At 66.2% G+C, this 13,907-nt stretch carries 17 protein-coding genes; 11 read left to right on the top strand and 6 right to left on the bottom strand.

Annotation, left to right across the window (positions count from 1 at the left end; all coding sequences use genetic code 11):
• Nucleotides 1-45: 45 nt before the first annotated feature.
• The 8 genes from AAC071_RS06750 to AAC071_RS06715 all read left to right on the top strand — a co-directional run bounded on the left by AAC071_RS06750 (nucleotide 46) and on the right by AAC071_RS06715 (nucleotide 6,235).
• A complete protein-coding gene (locus tag AAC071_RS06750) occupies nucleotides 46-924 on the top strand; it encodes a crotonase/enoyl-CoA hydratase family protein (protein ID WP_339831122.1) in 879 nt (292 codons plus the stop codon).
• On the top strand, nucleotides 924-1,529 hold the full coding sequence (locus tag AAC071_RS06745) for a helix-turn-helix domain-containing protein (RefSeq protein WP_339831121.1): 606 nt from the start codon (nucleotides 924-926) through the stop codon (nucleotides 1,527-1,529). Before AAC071_RS06750 ends, AAC071_RS06745 begins: the two co-directional genes overlap by 1 nt.
• 58 nt (nucleotides 1,530-1,587) lie before the next feature.
• Nucleotides 1,588-2,508 carry a thioesterase family protein gene (locus AAC071_RS06740; RefSeq protein WP_339831120.1) on the top strand — a complete coding sequence of 307 codons (921 nt, stop codon included), beginning with the start codon at nucleotides 1,588-1,590 and terminating at the stop codon, nucleotides 2,506-2,508.
• Nucleotides 2,505-3,398 (top strand): thioesterase family protein, encoded by an 894-nt coding sequence (locus AAC071_RS06735; protein ID WP_339831119.1) that lies wholly within the window; start codon nucleotides 2,505-2,507, stop codon nucleotides 3,396-3,398. Before AAC071_RS06740 ends, AAC071_RS06735 begins: the two co-directional genes overlap by 4 nt.
• Nucleotides 3,399-3,440: 42 nt before the next feature.
• Nucleotides 3,441-4,361, top strand: a complete 921-nt coding sequence (locus AAC071_RS06730) for an acyl-ACP thioesterase (protein WP_339831118.1) — start codon at nucleotides 3,441-3,443, stop codon at nucleotides 4,359-4,361.
• Between the two features lie 16 nt (nucleotides 4,362-4,377).
• Nucleotides 4,378-5,553, top strand: a complete 1,176-nt coding sequence (locus AAC071_RS06725; RefSeq protein WP_339831117.1) for an acyl-CoA dehydrogenase — start codon at nucleotides 4,378-4,380, stop codon at nucleotides 5,551-5,553.
• 80 nt (nucleotides 5,554-5,633) lie between these two features.
• Nucleotides 5,634-5,822, top strand: coding sequence for a type II toxin-antitoxin system HicA family toxin (locus AAC071_RS06720; protein ID WP_339831116.1), 189 nt, complete (start codon nucleotides 5,634-5,636; stop codon nucleotides 5,820-5,822).
• An 11-nt stretch (nucleotides 5,823-5,833) separates the two neighbouring features.
• Complete coding sequence (locus AAC071_RS06715) at nucleotides 5,834-6,235, top strand: type II toxin-antitoxin system HicB family antitoxin (protein WP_339831115.1); 402 nt, start codon at nucleotides 5,834-5,836, stop codon at nucleotides 6,233-6,235.
• Between the two features lies 1 nt (nucleotide 6,236).
• On the opposite strand, the gene AAC071_RS06710 is transcribed toward AAC071_RS06715, so the two are convergent.
• From AAC071_RS06710 to AAC071_RS06700, 3 genes are read right to left on the bottom strand one after another with little or no spacing between them, the layout of a single operon-like run.
• Nucleotides 6,237-7,160 carry an alpha/beta hydrolase gene (locus AAC071_RS06710; RefSeq protein WP_339831114.1) on the bottom strand — a complete coding sequence of 308 codons (924 nt, stop codon included), beginning with the start codon at nucleotides 7,158-7,160 and terminating at the stop codon, nucleotides 6,237-6,239.
• A 5-nt stretch (nucleotides 7,161-7,165) separates the two neighbouring features.
• Nucleotides 7,166-8,338, bottom strand: a complete 1,173-nt coding sequence (locus tag AAC071_RS06705) for an alpha/beta hydrolase (RefSeq protein ID WP_339831113.1) — start codon at nucleotides 8,336-8,338, stop codon at nucleotides 7,166-7,168.
• Entirely contained in the window at nucleotides 8,335-9,159 is an 825-nt protein-coding gene (locus tag AAC071_RS06700; protein ID WP_339831112.1) for an enoyl-CoA hydratase-related protein, read from the bottom strand. The genes AAC071_RS06705 and AAC071_RS06700 overlap by 4 nt, the downstream gene beginning before the upstream one ends.
• A gap of 163 nt (nucleotides 9,160-9,322) precedes the next feature.
• On the opposite strand from AAC071_RS06700, the gene AAC071_RS06695 reads away from it, so the two are divergent.
• Nucleotides 9,323-10,303: a sodium-dependent bicarbonate transport family permease gene (locus AAC071_RS06695; protein WP_339831111.1), complete on the top strand. Its 981-nt coding sequence runs from the start codon at nucleotides 9,323-9,325 to the stop codon at nucleotides 10,301-10,303.
• A gap of 8 nt (nucleotides 10,304-10,311) precedes the next feature.
• The gene (locus tag AAC071_RS06690; protein ID WP_339831110.1) at nucleotides 10,312-10,623 is read left to right on the top strand and encodes a DUF190 domain-containing protein; all 312 of its coding nucleotides are present in this window, start codon (nucleotides 10,312-10,314) and stop codon (nucleotides 10,621-10,623) included.
• Here AAC071_RS06690 and AAC071_RS06685 read toward each other — a convergent pair whose 3' ends face one another.
• Complete coding sequence (locus AAC071_RS06685) at nucleotides 10,624-11,070, bottom strand: hypothetical protein (protein WP_339831109.1); 447 nt, start codon at nucleotides 11,068-11,070, stop codon at nucleotides 10,624-10,626.
• Between the two features lie 43 nt (nucleotides 11,071-11,113).
• On the bottom strand, nucleotides 11,114-12,397 hold the full coding sequence (locus tag AAC071_RS06680) for a hypothetical protein (protein ID WP_339831108.1): 1,284 nt from the start codon (nucleotides 12,395-12,397) through the stop codon (nucleotides 11,114-11,116).
• Nucleotides 12,398-12,536: 139 nt separating this feature from the next.
• Here AAC071_RS06680 and AAC071_RS06675 point away from each other — a divergent pair, with 139 nt between their 5' ends.
• A complete protein-coding gene (locus AAC071_RS06675) occupies nucleotides 12,537-13,325 on the top strand; it encodes an SDR family oxidoreductase (protein WP_339831107.1) in 789 nt (262 codons plus the stop codon).
• Nucleotides 13,326-13,538: 213 nt separating this feature from the next.
• Here the strand turns inward: AAC071_RS06675 and AAC071_RS06670 are convergent, their stop codons facing one another.
• On the bottom strand, nucleotides 13,539-13,820 hold the full coding sequence (locus tag AAC071_RS06670; RefSeq protein WP_304733628.1) for a ferritin: 282 nt from the start codon (nucleotides 13,818-13,820) through the stop codon (nucleotides 13,539-13,541).
• Nucleotides 13,821-13,907 lie beyond the last annotated feature (87 nt).

Below are 13,907 nucleotides of genomic sequence, written 5' to 3'. Positions count from 1 at the left end.
AATACGATATATGTTCAATAAACGTCGGAAACCGGAGGGAATCCTATGCCTTTCGAGCACATCCTCTACGCCCGCAAGGGCCGCATCGCCACCATCACGCTCAATCGTCCCGACCGCCTCAATGCCATCGCCTCGGGCATGCCGCGCGAACTGGCCCGCGCCGTCGAGCAGGCGAACGATGATGACGATGTTCATGCGATCGTGCTGACCGGCGCCGGCCGCGCCTTCTGTGCCGGCTACGACCTCAAGGACTTCGCCGAGGCGCCGACGCGCAATCAGGGCGCCGGCACGGCGGCGGGCGATCCCCGGCCATGGGACCCGATGGTCGACTTCAACATGATGCATGCCAACACGCGCGATTTCATGTCGCTCTGGCGCTGCCACAAGCCGACGATTGCCAAGGTGCGCGGCTTCGCGGTAGCGGGCGGCTCCGACATCGCGCTTTGCTGCGACATGGTGGTGATGGCGGAAGACGCGAAGATCGGTTACCCGCCGGCCCGTGTCTGGGGTTGCCCGACCACCGCCATGTGGGTCTATCGACTCGGCCCCGAACGCGCCAAGCGCATGCTCTTCACCGGCGATCTGGTGACGGGAACCGAGGCCGCCGAAATGGGGCTCGTCCTCGAAGCGGTGCCGGAGACGGATCTCGATGCCAGGGTCGATGAACTGGCGAACCGCATGGCCGGCGTGCCGCGCAACCAGCTGATGATGCAGAAGCTGCTGGTCAATCAGGCCTATGAAAACATGGGCCTCCAGACGACGCAGATGTTCGCGACGCTGTTCGACGGCATCACGCGGCACTCGCCCGAAGGCGTCTGGTTCAAGGAGCGTGCCGAACAGGTTGGCTTCCAGCAGGCGGTGAAGGAACGCGACGGCGGCGATCCGATTGCCGACGGCGTTTCCCGCGCGACCTATAAATTCTGATGGCCGCGCCCGCCGCCGAGAAACGCCGCGCGGCCCTGCGCGATCACAAGCGCAAGGCAATCCTCGCCGCCGCCCGCCGTGTTTGCGACGCAGGCGGGCCCGAAGCGCTGACCATTCGCGCGGTTGCCGCCGAGGCGGGCTATGCGCCGGGCGCCGTCTATTCCTATTTCGATGGCATCGACCAGTTGGCCATCGCCCTGACGGCGGAAGAACTCGGCCATCTGGCGCGCCGTATGCGCGAAGCGGCCGAGAGGGCGAAATCGCCGCAGGACGCATTGGCCGCCGCCGCCCGCGAGGCGCTGGCGGCGACGGCCGGCAACGCCCCCCATGTCCGCCTCGCCGGCCGCCTGATGTCGGCAGGTGATCTCCCGGCCGATCTCGACCGTGCCGTCACCGGCCGGGTCATCGCGGTGCTCGAAACCCTGGGCGGACCCTTGCGCGCGGCCACCGGCCTTGCCGGCGCGGCGGCCCATCGCGAGATTCTCTGCCTTGCCGCCTTTCTGATCGGTCTGCGCGTGCTCGAAGGTACGGGCCGCCTCTCGGCCCTCGGCTTCGATAGGGAAAGTCTTCTGGCGCATCGGCTTTCATCGCTCCCCGGCGCATGACAAGCGCCACCCCCGCCCCTATGCTGCGGCACCCGCCATTGCAGATTTCCAGAGCAGAATGTCCCTCTTTCTCGACAGTTTCCGCGGCACCGTGAACACATGGGAATGCGACGAGGTCGGCCACATGAACGTCCAGTTCTATGTCGCCCGCGCCTCCGATGCGGCCTTCTACCTGCGCCACGCGCTGGGCCTTGCGCCGTCGCAGGTGCGCGGCGAGGGCAGGGCCATGGTGGCGCTCGAGGAACATGTCCGTTTCCACCGCGAATTGCGCGCCGGCGACCTGATGCATATGCGCTCGCGCCCGGTCGAGATCCGCGAACGCACGCTGGTCAGCTTCCACGAACTGATCAATTCGGCCTCGGGCGAGACCGCGGCCACCATCGTCGCCGTCAGCGGTCATTTCGATCTCGAGCAGCGAAAACTGATCCCCTGGCCTGCCGAGGCGCATGGCAAGGCGGCCCCCTTTCTCGGGCCGCTGCCGCCGCATGCCGAGCCGCGCAGCGTCGCGCGCGAAACCCGCCTCGCCGACATCGCCCTGGCCGATGCCGAGGCGCGCGGCTTCATCGAGATCTATCGCGGCGCCGTCATGCCCTGGGAATGTGATGATTTCGGCCACATGAATTCACGCTTCTACATGGCGCGCTTTTCGGATGGCGCCGGCCATCTCTGGCAGGCGCTCGGCATGGACAAGCGCCAGATGCAGGAGAAGCGCCGCGGCACGGTGGTACTCGAAATGCGCCTCAACTATCTGCGCGAGGTCCGTTCCGGCGCGATGCTGATCGTCCGCAGCACGCTGACCCGCCTCGAAGGCAGGACGCTGACCTTCGCTCATTTCATGTTCGATGCCGAAACCGGTCGCCTCGTCGCCACCGGCGAGGCGATTGCCGTGATGCTCGATCTCGATGCGCGCCGCACCGTTGCCTTCACCGACGAGGAGCGCGCCCGCCTCGCGCCGCAGGTCCGCGAGGTCGCCGCATGACCGGCATGATCGACACCTATCGCGGCTATGTCTCGATGCAGGAATGCGACGAGATGGGCCACATGAACATCCAGCACTACATCTCGAAGAGTTCCGACAGTTCCTACAATCTGCGCGTCGCGCTGGGACTGGCCGCCCTCGATCAGGCGCAGTCGGGTCTCGGCTATGTCGCGCTCGAGCATCACATCCGTTTTCACCGCGAGCTGCGCACCAGCGATCTGGTGACGATCCGCTCCGGCGTGGTCGAGTTGCGCGACAGGACGATGCGCATCTATCAGGAAATGCGCGAAGTCCTCGACGATCGTCTGGCCGCGACCTATGTCGTCGACACCGGCTGCCTCGATCTGGCGACGCGCCGCCTCACCGCCTGGCCTGACGAAACGCGGCGCCGCGCCGAAGCGATGAAGGCCGTGCTGCCGCCCGAAGCCCTGCCGCGCGCGCTGCCGCCCGAGGCGCTGTCGCGCGACGTCTCGCTAGCCCGCGCCGATGCCGATGGCATGGTCGAAACCAACCGCTCGGTCGTCAACACCTGGGAATGCGACACCAACAACCACATGAATGCGCGTTTCTACATGGCGCGCTTTTCCGACGCGCAGGGCCATATGTGGGCCCATGCCGGCCTCGGCCGCCACGAACAGGCCGCCCGCGGCCTGGCCACCGCGACCGTCGAGATGCGTCTGGCCTATTTCCGCGAATTGCGCGCCGGCGAAACCATTGTCGTGCGCACCGGCATCCTCGGCGCCGAAGGCAAGACGATCCGCTACCGTCACTGGCTCTTCTCGGGCGACACCGGCGAGCCGGCCTGTGCCGCCGAGGGCGCAGGTCTCCTCTTCGACAAGGCGAGCCGCAAGGCCGTTGCGCTGCCGGATTCTCTTCTGGCGCGCGCCTGACCTCCTTTCCGCAATCGCAATCAGTCAACGGACAACAAGAAGATGACCGAAATGATCGAAGTGGCCCGCTCCAGCGTCCAGACCTGGGAAAGCGACCAGATGGGCCACATGAATGTGCAGTTCTATGTCGACAAGGCCGGCCAGGGCCTGGCCGCGCTGGCGCTCAGGCTCGGCCTCGGGCCGCGCCATGCGCGTGCCGAAGGCGTGCGGCTCTTCGTCCGCGATCATCATGTCCGCTTCCTGCGCGAACAGCGCCCCGGCGCGCCCTTCTTCATTCGTGCCGGCATTCTCGAGGTGCGCGATTTCGGCCTGCGCGTCTATGAGGAGATGGTCAACACGGTCTCGGGCGAGGTCGCGGCGACCTTCATCGCCGAAGTCGAGCTGCTCGACGAGGAAAGCCGCGAGATGAAACCGCTGCCGGCAAAGGCGAAGGCGGCGGCCAGGGCGCTTGTCGTCGAACTGCCGCTGCATGGCAGTCCCCGCGGCCTCGACATCTACGACCCGCGCCCGGCGCCGAAGCTGGCCGATGCCGACGGGATGGGCATGGTCCGCACCTGGCAGGGCGAGATCGACGCCGCGCAATGCGACGGCCAGGGCTTTCTGACGATCCGCCATTTCATGGGCATCGTCTCGGACGGCATTCCCAATCTGCTGGCGCAAACGAGCGGCGCCGACCGTTCGAGAACGCCGACAGTCGGCGGCGCGGCGCTCGAATACCGCTTCGTCTATCGCCGCCACCCGCGCGCCGGCGACGTGCTGACGCTCAGAAGCGGCCTCAAGAATGTCGGTCCGAAAATCTACACCTGGTGCCACTGGCTCTTCGATCTCGAAACCGGCGCAGCCATCGCCACCGCCGAAGCGGTCGCGATTGCCCTCGACCTGACCACGCGCAAGGCGATTGCGATCCCCGACGAAATGCGCACCAATCTGGAATCGCTGGTGATCGAAGGTCTCGGCGTCTGATCGAAGGGGGGCGGCCATGACGGGTTTTCTGCGCGGCGAACTGACGGCGGACGAGGCGGCGCTCATCGACCGGGCGGCCGGCTTCGCCCGCGATGTCGTGGCGCCCGATGCCGCCGCCTGGGAGCGCACCCGCCGCCAGCCGGTCGAGGCGCTGCGCGAAGCGGCCGCCCTCGGCCTTGCCGCCCTCGAAGTGCCGAAGGAAGCCGGCGGCCTCGGCCACCGCTACATGCTCAAGCTGGCGCTGTGCGAGGAAATGTCGCGCGCCGACATGGCCTTCGCCTTTTCGCTGGTCAACACGCACAACGTCGCCGCGCGCCTGGCCCACTCGCCCGCGGCGCGGCATCGCGAGGTCCACGTCCCGGCCCTGATCAAGGCGGAAATCTTCGGCGCCACGGCCCTGAGCGAACCGGGCGCCGGCAGTGACTTCTCCTCGATCCGGACAAGCGCCGTCAGAACCGGCGATGGCTGGACACTCAATGGCGAGAAGGGCTGGATCACCAATGCGGCGATCGCCGATCTCTTCATCACCTATGTGCAGACCGACCCGGCCGCTGGCTGGCGCGGCATCGCCTGCTTTCTGGTCGATGCGCGCCGTCCCGGTTTCCGCCGCGCCGACGCTTACGCGCTTTCGGGCGGTCACGCGATCGGTGCCGGCGGCTTCGCGCTCGAAGGTTACATCGCGCCGGATGACGACATGCTGGCCCCGCCCGGCGAGGCCTTCAAGCTGGCGATGAAGGGCGTCAACGGCGCCCGCGTCTATGTGGCGGCCATGTGCGCCGGCATGCTGGCATCGAGCCTCGAAACGGCGGTTGCTTATGGCGTGGCGCGCGAAACCTTTGGCAAGCGGCTCCTCGACCATCAGGGTCTCAGCTGGTCGCTGGGCGATGTCGCCAACGATCTCGAAGCGCTGCGCGGGCTGACGCTGGCCGCCGGCCGCCTGATCGACCGGGGCGAAGATGCCGTGATGGCGGCCGCCCATGCCAAGAAGTTCGCCGGCCGCGTGACGCTCGCCCGCATCGCCGATTGCATCCAGGCGATGGGCGCGGCGGGCCTGCGCGAGGAACACGGCCTCGGCCGCCATCTCACCTGCGCCAAACTCGCCGCCTATACCGACGGCAGCACCGAAATGATGAACGAGCGCATCGGCGCGGGGCTCATCAAGACCTATGGGCCGGACCGCTTGGTTAAATAGTCTTGTGTATATATAGACGCAAAAATACCTTGAAGGGCGATTGAAGTTGTGTATATATAAACACAATTCTGGACAGGAAAATGGAACGCAACAGCCGCAGGCTGATCCGGATGCTCAAGGATGACGGCTGGGAACTGGTGGCGACGCGCGGCGACCATCATCAGTTCAAGCACCCCGTGAAAAAGGGCCGCGTGACGGTCCCCCATCCGAACAAGGACATACCGGCGAGCACCGTCCGCTCGATCTACAAGCAAGCCGGCTGGCTCTAGGGAGAAGAGCGATGCGTTACGTCGCAATGGTTCACAAGGACGAAGACACGGGCTATGGCGTCAGCTTTCCGGATTTCCCGGGCTGCATCGCCGCGGGCGACACGCTGACCGAAGCGCTGGTCGATGCCGCCAACGCACTCGCCTTCCATGTCACGGGCATGCGCGAGGATGAAGAACCGATCCCCACACCGCGCGAACTGGACGCGATCGTCGCCGATCCGGAACTGGCGGAAGATCGCGAAGGCGCCTTCCTGACGCTGGTACCGCTGATCGAGGATCGCGGTGTCTCGAAGCGCGTCAACATCTCGCTCGATCCGGGATTGCTCGAAGCGATTGACGAAGCTGCGAAAGACCGCGGCATGACGCGCTCGAATTTTCTGGCAAGCGCCGCGCGGCAGGTGCTGGCCGGTTGAACTAGCGTCCCTCGGCCTCCAGCCGCGCCTTGAAGGCGCGCACCGCCGCGATCACGGTTTCGGGAAATTCCATCGGCAGGAAATGCGTCGAGTCCGGCACCTCGGCGATCTGCGCATGGCGGTCGCGCGCCTTGAGCAGGGCCGGGAAGGGCGCCCGGCAGGTCGAGCCTTCGGCGGCATAGAGCAGCGTCAGGGGCACGCTGAGTTTCGCCACCGCGCGGCCCATATTGTGCCCATGCGCGCGGAAATTGGCCGCTTCCCAGGCCGGCGCGCAGAGCAGTTCGGCCTGTCCGTCCTCGCGGATGCGTGTACCGCTTTCGATATAGTCCTTGAGGAATGCGCGCGGCCAGGTACGGAAGGCGCCGCGGCCGAAATAGCGCTCGACGGCCGTTTCGCGGCTTTCGAAAACCGCCCGCCGCCGTTCGGCTCCTTCGGCCAGCGACATCGGCCCGCCCTTGCGCCCGAGCCAGCGGTAGAGCGTCATCATGTAACGGAACATCGGCGGCGTCATCACCGGGTCGATCAACACCAGCCCGCGCACCAGATCGGGTCGTTCGGCCGCCGCCATCACGCTGGCCGCGCCGCCCATCGAATGCCCCATCAGGATGATCTTCTGCCCCGTCGCCGCGTGGAAGTCTTCGGCCATGGCAATCAGGTCGTCGCGATAGACATACCAGTTGCGATGCGTCGCCGGGTCGGCCGGAAGCGTCGTCGCCCCGTGCCCCCGCGCATCCCAGGCGCGGATGCGGAAAGTGTCGGCCAGCGGCCCGAGCAGCTGCTTGTAGGTGCCGCCATTGAAGCCGTTGGCATGGGCAAAATGCAGCGGCGGCAGGCTCCGCCCGTCATTCCATTCGAGATAGGAAATCGCACCCTCGGCCAGCGCCAGTTGGTGGCGCGCCGGCGCGGCCGTCGCAACAATGTTCATCGACTTCAATCCAGCAGTTTCTTCTTCTTGAGCCAGGCCGAAACCAGCGCCACCGCTTCGGCCATCTTGTCGGGCTGTCCGATGTAGTAATGCGTGGCGCCCTTGACGATGTGGAATTCCTTGTCGTCATGTGCGACGCCGGCAAAGATCCGCGCCGCGTGGCTCGGCGTGCAGGCATCGTCGGCGCTGTTCTCGATCACGAGCACCGGCACCGAAATGTCGCCGGCGCATTTCGGCCCGTCGGCGCGGCTTTCCCGGTAGGACCATTGCGACAGCCAGGCGCGAAGCGAGCAATAGCGCGCCAGCCCCGCCGGCATCATGTTGACGATCCTCGGTTCGCCCATGAAACACCAGTTGGGCCCCTTGCGGTCGTTCGGGTCGACCGACAGGTCCATCCAGCGCGGATCGGCCATCGTGCCATGCACCACGAAGCAGAATTCCTCATGCGCGCGTCCGGCGCGTTTCATCGCCGCGAGCTTGTCCTTGACCCAGCCGTCGATCCGCTCCGAACGCGCGATCTGCGCGGCGCGGAAACGCTGCACGAAAGCATCGGTATAGGGCGGCTGGTTGGGGTTCTGCGGATTGTAGAGATCGAGCTCAATGTCGCGGTCGTCCGGGTCCTGTTCGTTGCGGATCGACGGGTCGAGCCATTCGGTCAGCGTGATGGCGCGGCTGACATGCGCCGCGAGCTGCAGCACCGCATCGGCCGGGATCAGTTTTGCCCCGGCCACGTCGACCGGGTCGCCCGCCGGCGTTGCGGTGATCCAGGGTTTCTCCGCTTGCGACTGATAGAACATCGACAGCGAGCCGCCGCCCGACCAGCCGGCCAGGATCACCTTCTCGTAGCCGAGTTTTTCCTTGGCATAGCGAATGTAGTGCCCGAGATCGAGCAGCACCTTCTCCATGATCAGCGCGCTGTCATTGTGCGGATAGCGGCTGCCGCAGGTGAGACACGGAATCCCCGCCGCCGCCAGCGCATTGGGCATCGGCAGCAGGTTCATCGTCCCGGTCGGATGCATGAAGACGAGAACCGTCTTCGAGGTCGACCCTTTCGGCTTCAGATGCTGCCCTTCGACCACCACCGTGTCATGCGCCCCGGCATAAGTCTCCTTGAACGCGGCCTTTTCCTGCCAGTGCAGGAAAAAGGGAATGCGCTCGACTTCGTGAGCCGCACTCATTCGGCGGCCCGCGTCGCGGCCTTCTTGAAGTCGGGTTTGCGCTTGTTGAGAAAGGCGTCGACCGCCTCGTGGTGCTCCGGTGTCGTCCAGCAGATCTTCAGCGCATCGGTTTCGCGCTTCTGCGCAAGAGCAAGATCGGTCTCGCTGGCATTCTGCGTGATCAGTTGCTTGGTCATGCGCAATTGCCGCGACGGGTTCTCGGCCATCAGATTGGCGATCTCGAAGGCCTTGTCGAGAAGCGAGGTCTGCGGCACCACATACTCGCAAAGTCCCTTTTCGCGCGCTTCCGCGGCCGGATAGAGCCGTGCCGTCAGCATCATCTCGTTGGCATGGCCCCAGCCCATCCGCGCCACCAGGAAATGCGACGATGCGAGTTCGGGCACGATACCGACCTTGACGAACACCATGCCGAACCTGGCTTCTTCGGCCGCGACGACCGTGTCGAAGGGCAGGATCATCGTGACGCCGATGCCGACCGCCGGTCCGTTGACCGCCGCCACCATCGGTTTCGAGGAACGCACCAGCTCGATCCAGTCGACCCCGGCCGGCATCCCCCCCGAACCGCCGGCCGTGTCGTTGCCAGGGTCCCGGCCGTCGAGCCGCGTCTTGAAGGTCGCGTCCATGTCGGCCCCGGCGCAGAAGCCGCGCCCGGCGCCGGTCATCACGATGGCGCCGATATCCGGATCGTCGTTGGCCGCCATGATCGCATGTGCCTGTTCTTCGGCCATGCGCGGCGTCCAGGCATTGAGCTTGTCGGGCCGGTTGAGCGTGATCAGCGAAATCGCGCCGCGTCTCTCGACCGTGATCTGGCTGTAATCCATGACGGCGTCCTCCCCGTATATCTTTGGCGAAAGTCTAGGCAGGCCCCGCCGTGGCCACAAGGGAGCGGCGGTCCCGCCAGCCTGACGCTGCGTCCGTCTCCTGCTGACCTGCGGGCGGATTTCGTGTAGGAGGAAGCGCCGCCGCTGCAGTGGAGTTCTGCCCGTGTCGATTCTCGATCTTGCCGTTCAGAACATCGTCTCGCCGATGGTCCTGTTCTTCGCGCTGGGCGTTGCCGCGGCGTTGATCCGCTCCGATCTCTCGGTGCCCGAAGCGGCGGCCAAGCTGCTGGCGCTCTATCTGATGCTGGCGATCGGTTTCAAGGGTGGCGCCGAGGTGGCAAAATCCGGCATCGATGCCACCATGGCGCTGACCATCGGCGCCGGCATCCTGCTGTCCTTCTCGATCCCGGTCATCGGTTTCGCGCTGCTGCGGCTGACGACACGGCTTTCGGCCGTCGATGCGGCCGCCGTCGCCGGCCACTACGGCTCGATCTCGATCGTCACCTTCGTCGCCGCCACCGAGGCGTTGAAAAGCCTCGGCCTCGCCTATGAGGGATATCTGATTGCGGTCGCCGCCGTCATGGAGACGCCGGCCATCATCGCCGCACTTCTGCTGGCCCGTCGCGGCGCCCCGGCGCGGCCCGAAGGCGAAAGCACCTCGGCACTGCTGCGCGAGGTCGGCACCAACGGATCGGTCGTGGTGCTGGTCGGCGCCTTCCTGATCGGCTGGGCCACCGGCGAAGAGGGCATGGCCATGATCGCACCCTTCATTGTCGATCCCTTCCGCGGCATCCTCTGCCTCTTCCTGCTCGACATGGGACTTGTCGCCGGCCGCGGCCTGCGTCAGGGCGGAAGAGCGCTCTCGCCGGCGCTGATCGGCTTCGGCATCTACTTTCCGCTGCTTTCGGCGGCGCTGACCGGCCTGCTGGCATTGACGCTGGGCCTCTCGGTCGGCGGCACGGCGCTGCTGATCACGCTGGCGGCGTCGGCTTCCTATATCGCGGTGCCGGCCGCCATGCGCCTCGCACTGCCCGAGGCCAATCCCGCCATCTATCTGACGCTCTCGCTCGGCGTCACCTTTCCCTTCAACCTGACGCTTGGCATCCCGCTCTATGCGGCGCTGGCCCAGCGCATTGCCGGATGAGGCCCGTCATGGAGTTGCATGCCAGGAAACGCATCGACATCGTGCTGGAGGCGCCGGTGCTGAAGCGATTGACCGATCTGCTCGACCGTCTCGACGTCACCGGCTACACGGTGCTGCCGGTGCTGGGCGGCAAGGGCCATCACGGCGTCTGGAGCCGCGAGGGTCTGCCGTCGACGGCCGGCGCCATGGTCTCGGTCACGGTGATCGCGGCCGAGGAAAATCTCGATGCGGTGCTCGAGCCGGTTTTCGCCCTGGTCAAGCGTCACATCGGCATTGTCACTGTCTCGGACGTCGCGGTTTTGCGCGCCGACCACTTCTGATCAGTTGCGATTCCTGAACGCCGCGACGGCCACCGCCATCATCGCCGCAACGACGCCGATGATGGCCAGCATGAACAGCGTGAAGGTCAGCGAATTCCAGTCAAGCCCGGTAAAGCCGAGGCCCCGCCCGCCGGTCATCGCACTGACGACCGAGGCGACGATGTTGCCCCAGCCGGTCACGATCAGCCCCCACACGATGATCTTCTGCATGCCGGCGCCCATCGCCGCATGCGCCATGGCGGCGGCGACCGCGATCATCAGCATGCCGTTCAGCGCGCCTTCCATATGCGCCATCTTCCAGGCCCGCACATCGCCCGGCCACATCGTCGTCGCCGCCGGATCGAGCGAGGCGACAAGCACGGAAGCGAACGGGAATCCCGCCAGCATGCCGGCGAGAAACACCAGCGCCCCATGCGCCACCAGCGTCATCTGCATGTTCTTGGTCATCGTCGTTCCCCCTGTGAGTTGTCTTGTCGTGAAATGATCCCGGTCACCAGGCGCCGGCCCACATGTCCCAGTCGCGCGACTTGCCGGGTCCCAGCATCGCCAGGCGCGGCGCCCGTTCCAGCGTCCAGGCCGAAAGCCCCGGCGTCCAGGCCATCCCGCCCGCCTGGACCATGTTGAGGCGGCGATAAAGCGTCAGCGCCCGGTTCATCGCTTCCGCGGGATCGCCGCCCTCGATCAGCGCTTCGGCGGCGGCCATCGCGCCGAGCCCGGCCCGCGTCATGCCGTCGCCGGTGATGATCGGCGCGCCCGCGCCGCTGATCCGGCTGAGGTCGAGCACGCCGTGCTGCCGGTTTCTGGTGAAGGCCCAGGACGATGCCGGCACCCAGGCGACCGCTGCCGTCTCGTCGGGATCGTCGGGCTGGAGCCCGAGTGCCTCGCCCACCGCTTCGAGCTCGGCGCGCAAGGCGCGCTGATGTGCCTCGCGCCGCGCCTCGCTGCCGTCGCGAACGAAACGATAGAAGATGCCGTAATATTCCGCCCGCGGCGAAAGCGGGTCCTGGAACGGATAATAGACGCTCATGTCGATGGCGCCGTCGCGATGAATGAAACCGACGAAGGAATCGTGCCGCTGCAGCACGCCCCGTGTTTCGAGCTGCGGCGCCGTGAAGGCCATCTGCGCGGCGGCCACGAAATGTTTCGGGGCGGCTGGCTGGTGCAGCCATGTGGCGCCCTTGATCGGCTTGGGTGTGCCGTTGACCACCAGCGGGTTTTTCCCATCGGACAAGGCGCGCAATTCGTCATAGGTCGCGGCCCCGCTGCTGTCGAAGCGAACGCCGCATTGGGCCGCCTTCTCGTTGAGCACGGCCATCAGCCGGGAATTCCGGACGCCATAGGCAAGCGGCGCGCCTTCGGTCCGGTCGCGCTTGACGCCCTGATTGCGCATCCATGGCTCGACGCGCGCAAACGCGACGCCATTGCCATGCGGCCGCGCCACGCCGGCCATCTGTCGGTGCGTCTCGGCTGCATGGGCGCGCTGGCCGTAAACGCGCGCGACAATATCGTCGCGGCTGCTGCCCGACGCCGCCGCGTAATAGTCGATCGAGCGCGCTCTGAGCGTGCAGCCGTCGATCAGCTGCCGCGTCTCGGTGACGGGCTTTGCCGCCACGGTCACCCGGCCCGCAAAGACCGGCTCGCGCGCCAGCCGCGCCGCCAGCGTGATGGCGCCGATGCCGTGGCTGCTGATGACAATGCTGTCATGGACGGGCGCGACCCGCCGTGCCGGGACGAGCCGTCCGTCGCGCCCCTTGATCGCTGCCGCCCCCGTCATCCCGCCAGCGCCTCCCCGCGCCCCGGACCGATCTGTCCGGCCCCGGAGCATAGACCCGATTCCGGCCGGCAGGCGAGCCCCGCTTGCATGTCGCGGCGCGGCCGCTAGGCTTTGGCGGATCGAATGGGAGAGGAACCGGATGAATCTCGAGCTTCAGAACAGACATGTCTTCATCGCCGGCGCGAGCCGCGGCATCGGTCTCGGCATGGCGCGCGCCTTTGCCGCGGAAGGCGCAAAAGTGGCGATGGCCGCGCGCGGCGTCGAGGCGCTCGATGCGGCGCGCGACGCGCTGATCGCCGAAGGCGTGAAGGCTGAAAATCTTTTCACGGTCGCGGGCGACATGACGGCCTCGGCCGACATCGCGGTGGCGCTCGACGCGGCGGAGGCGAAGCTCGGTCCCCTTCACTGCGCGATTGCCAATGTCGGCCTGTCGCGCGCGCCCTTGGGCTTCGATGTCTCCGACGAAGACTGGGAAGCCGACATGAAGCAGAACCTTTTCGGATCGGTCTGGCTCGGCCGCGAGGCGCTGCGCCGCATCCTGTCGCGGCCGGCGGCTGAACGCGAAGGCGCCAATCTGATCTTCATTTCATCGATTGCCGGCGTCGATGCCATGGGCACCGCGCTGACCTATGCGGCCTCCAAGGCCGCGATCAACCACCAGACGCGCCAGCTCGCCCGCTTCGTCGGCAAGGAGGGCATCCGCGTCAACGCGATCGCGCCCGGCAACATTCTTTTTGAAGGCGGCGTCTGGGACAGGAACACGAAGGACCGCCCCGAAGCCTGGGAACGCTGGATCAAGCGCGAAGTGGCGCTGCGCCGCTTCGGCACGGTGGAGGAAATCGCCGACGCCGCGCTTTATCTCGCGAGCTCCCGTGCCAGCTTCGTCACCGGCGAGGTGCTGGTGGTCGATGGCGGCCAGGTGCGGTAGGAACCGCCTTGTGGCCTGTCGACCCACCCGCCCCTGGGGGCGGGTCAAAAAATTCGAGCTAGCGAAGAATTTTTTGGGGAGGGGGAGGCGTCGCGCCGCAGTGGATATTGCGAGCGTACGAACTCTCCGTACGCGCTGCACCCCCGCCCCAAACGGCTTGCAGCCGTTTGACCCTCCCCAAGGGGAGGGTGGAAAGTGGTGGCATCCGATATCTCAATCCTTCCCGATCGTCCCGTCCTTGAACAGCCGTTCGCGCAATTCCTTGTCGAACACCTTGTTGTTGCGCCGCAGCCATTCGAGCACCATCACCGCATGCTCGATTTCCTCGTCGCGATTATGTTCGAGGATCTTCTTGAGGTCGGCATCGCTGCAGGCTTCGGCGCGCTGGTTGTACCAGTCGACGGCCTCGAGCTCCTCCATCAGCGAGACGATGGCGCGGTGCAGGTTGAGGGCTTCCGCGGACAGGTTTTCTTCGTGCAGGCCTTCGCTCGACATGGGGGCTCCTTTGCGCTTCGAAAATTCGGGCGGTGCTTCCTGTGCTGCTTCCGGGATGATCGCTGTTGTGGGCCGGCGCCGGAAGAT

The organism is uncultured Parvibaculum sp. (assembly GCF_963975745.1).
Taxonomy (GTDB): Bacteria; Pseudomonadota; Alphaproteobacteria; order Parvibaculales; family Parvibaculaceae; genus Parvibaculum.
Note: the sequence above shows the minus strand (reverse complement) of the source record. Positions and strands in the feature narration are given on the sequence as shown.

Bases quoted from the DNA above. Each gene is read 5' to 3' on its own strand.
- AAC071_RS06725 (WP_339831117.1), top strand. From the start codon at position 4,378: ATGACGGGTTTTCTGCGCGGCGAACTGACGGCGGACGAGGCGGCGCTC.
- AAC071_RS06740 (WP_339831120.1), top strand. From the start codon at position 1,588: ATGTCCCTCTTTCTCGACAGTTTCCGCGGCACCGTGAACACATGGGAA.
- AAC071_RS06735 (WP_339831119.1), top strand. From the start codon at position 2,505: ATGACCGGCATGATCGACACCTATCGCGGCTATGTCTCGATGCAGGAA.
- AAC071_RS06670 (WP_304733628.1), bottom strand. From the start codon at position 13,820: ATGTCGAGCGAAGGCCTGCACGAAGAAAACCTGTCCGCGGAAGCCCTC.
- AAC071_RS06705 (WP_339831113.1), bottom strand. From the start codon at position 8,338: ATGAGTGCGGCTCACGAAGTCGAGCGCATTCCCTTTTTCCTGCACTGG.
- AAC071_RS06710 (WP_339831114.1), bottom strand. From the start codon at position 7,160: ATGAACATTGTTGCGACGGCCGCGCCGGCGCGCCACCAACTGGCGCTG.
- AAC071_RS06675 (WP_339831107.1), top strand. From the start codon at position 12,537: ATGAATCTCGAGCTTCAGAACAGACATGTCTTCATCGCCGGCGCGAGC.
- AAC071_RS06750 (WP_339831122.1), top strand. From the start codon at position 46: ATGCCTTTCGAGCACATCCTCTACGCCCGCAAGGGCCGCATCGCCACC.
- AAC071_RS06700 (WP_339831112.1), bottom strand. From the start codon at position 9,159: ATGGATTACAGCCAGATCACGGTCGAGAGACGCGGCGCGATTTCGCTG.
- AAC071_RS06715 (WP_339831115.1), top strand. From the start codon at position 5,834: ATGCGTTACGTCGCAATGGTTCACAAGGACGAAGACACGGGCTATGGC.
- AAC071_RS06690 (WP_339831110.1), top strand. From the start codon at position 10,312: ATGGAGTTGCATGCCAGGAAACGCATCGACATCGTGCTGGAGGCGCCG.
- AAC071_RS06730 (WP_339831118.1), top strand. From the start codon at position 3,441: ATGACCGAAATGATCGAAGTGGCCCGCTCCAGCGTCCAGACCTGGGAA.
- AAC071_RS06720 (WP_339831116.1), top strand. From the start codon at position 5,634: ATGGAACGCAACAGCCGCAGGCTGATCCGGATGCTCAAGGATGACGGC.
- AAC071_RS06685 (WP_339831109.1), bottom strand. From the start codon at position 11,070: ATGACCAAGAACATGCAGATGACGCTGGTGGCGCATGGGGCGCTGGTG.
- AAC071_RS06745 (WP_339831121.1), top strand. From the start codon at position 924: ATGGCCGCGCCCGCCGCCGAGAAACGCCGCGCGGCCCTGCGCGATCAC.
- AAC071_RS06680 (WP_339831108.1), bottom strand. From the start codon at position 12,397: ATGACGGGGGCGGCAGCGATCAAGGGGCGCGACGGACGGCTCGTCCCG.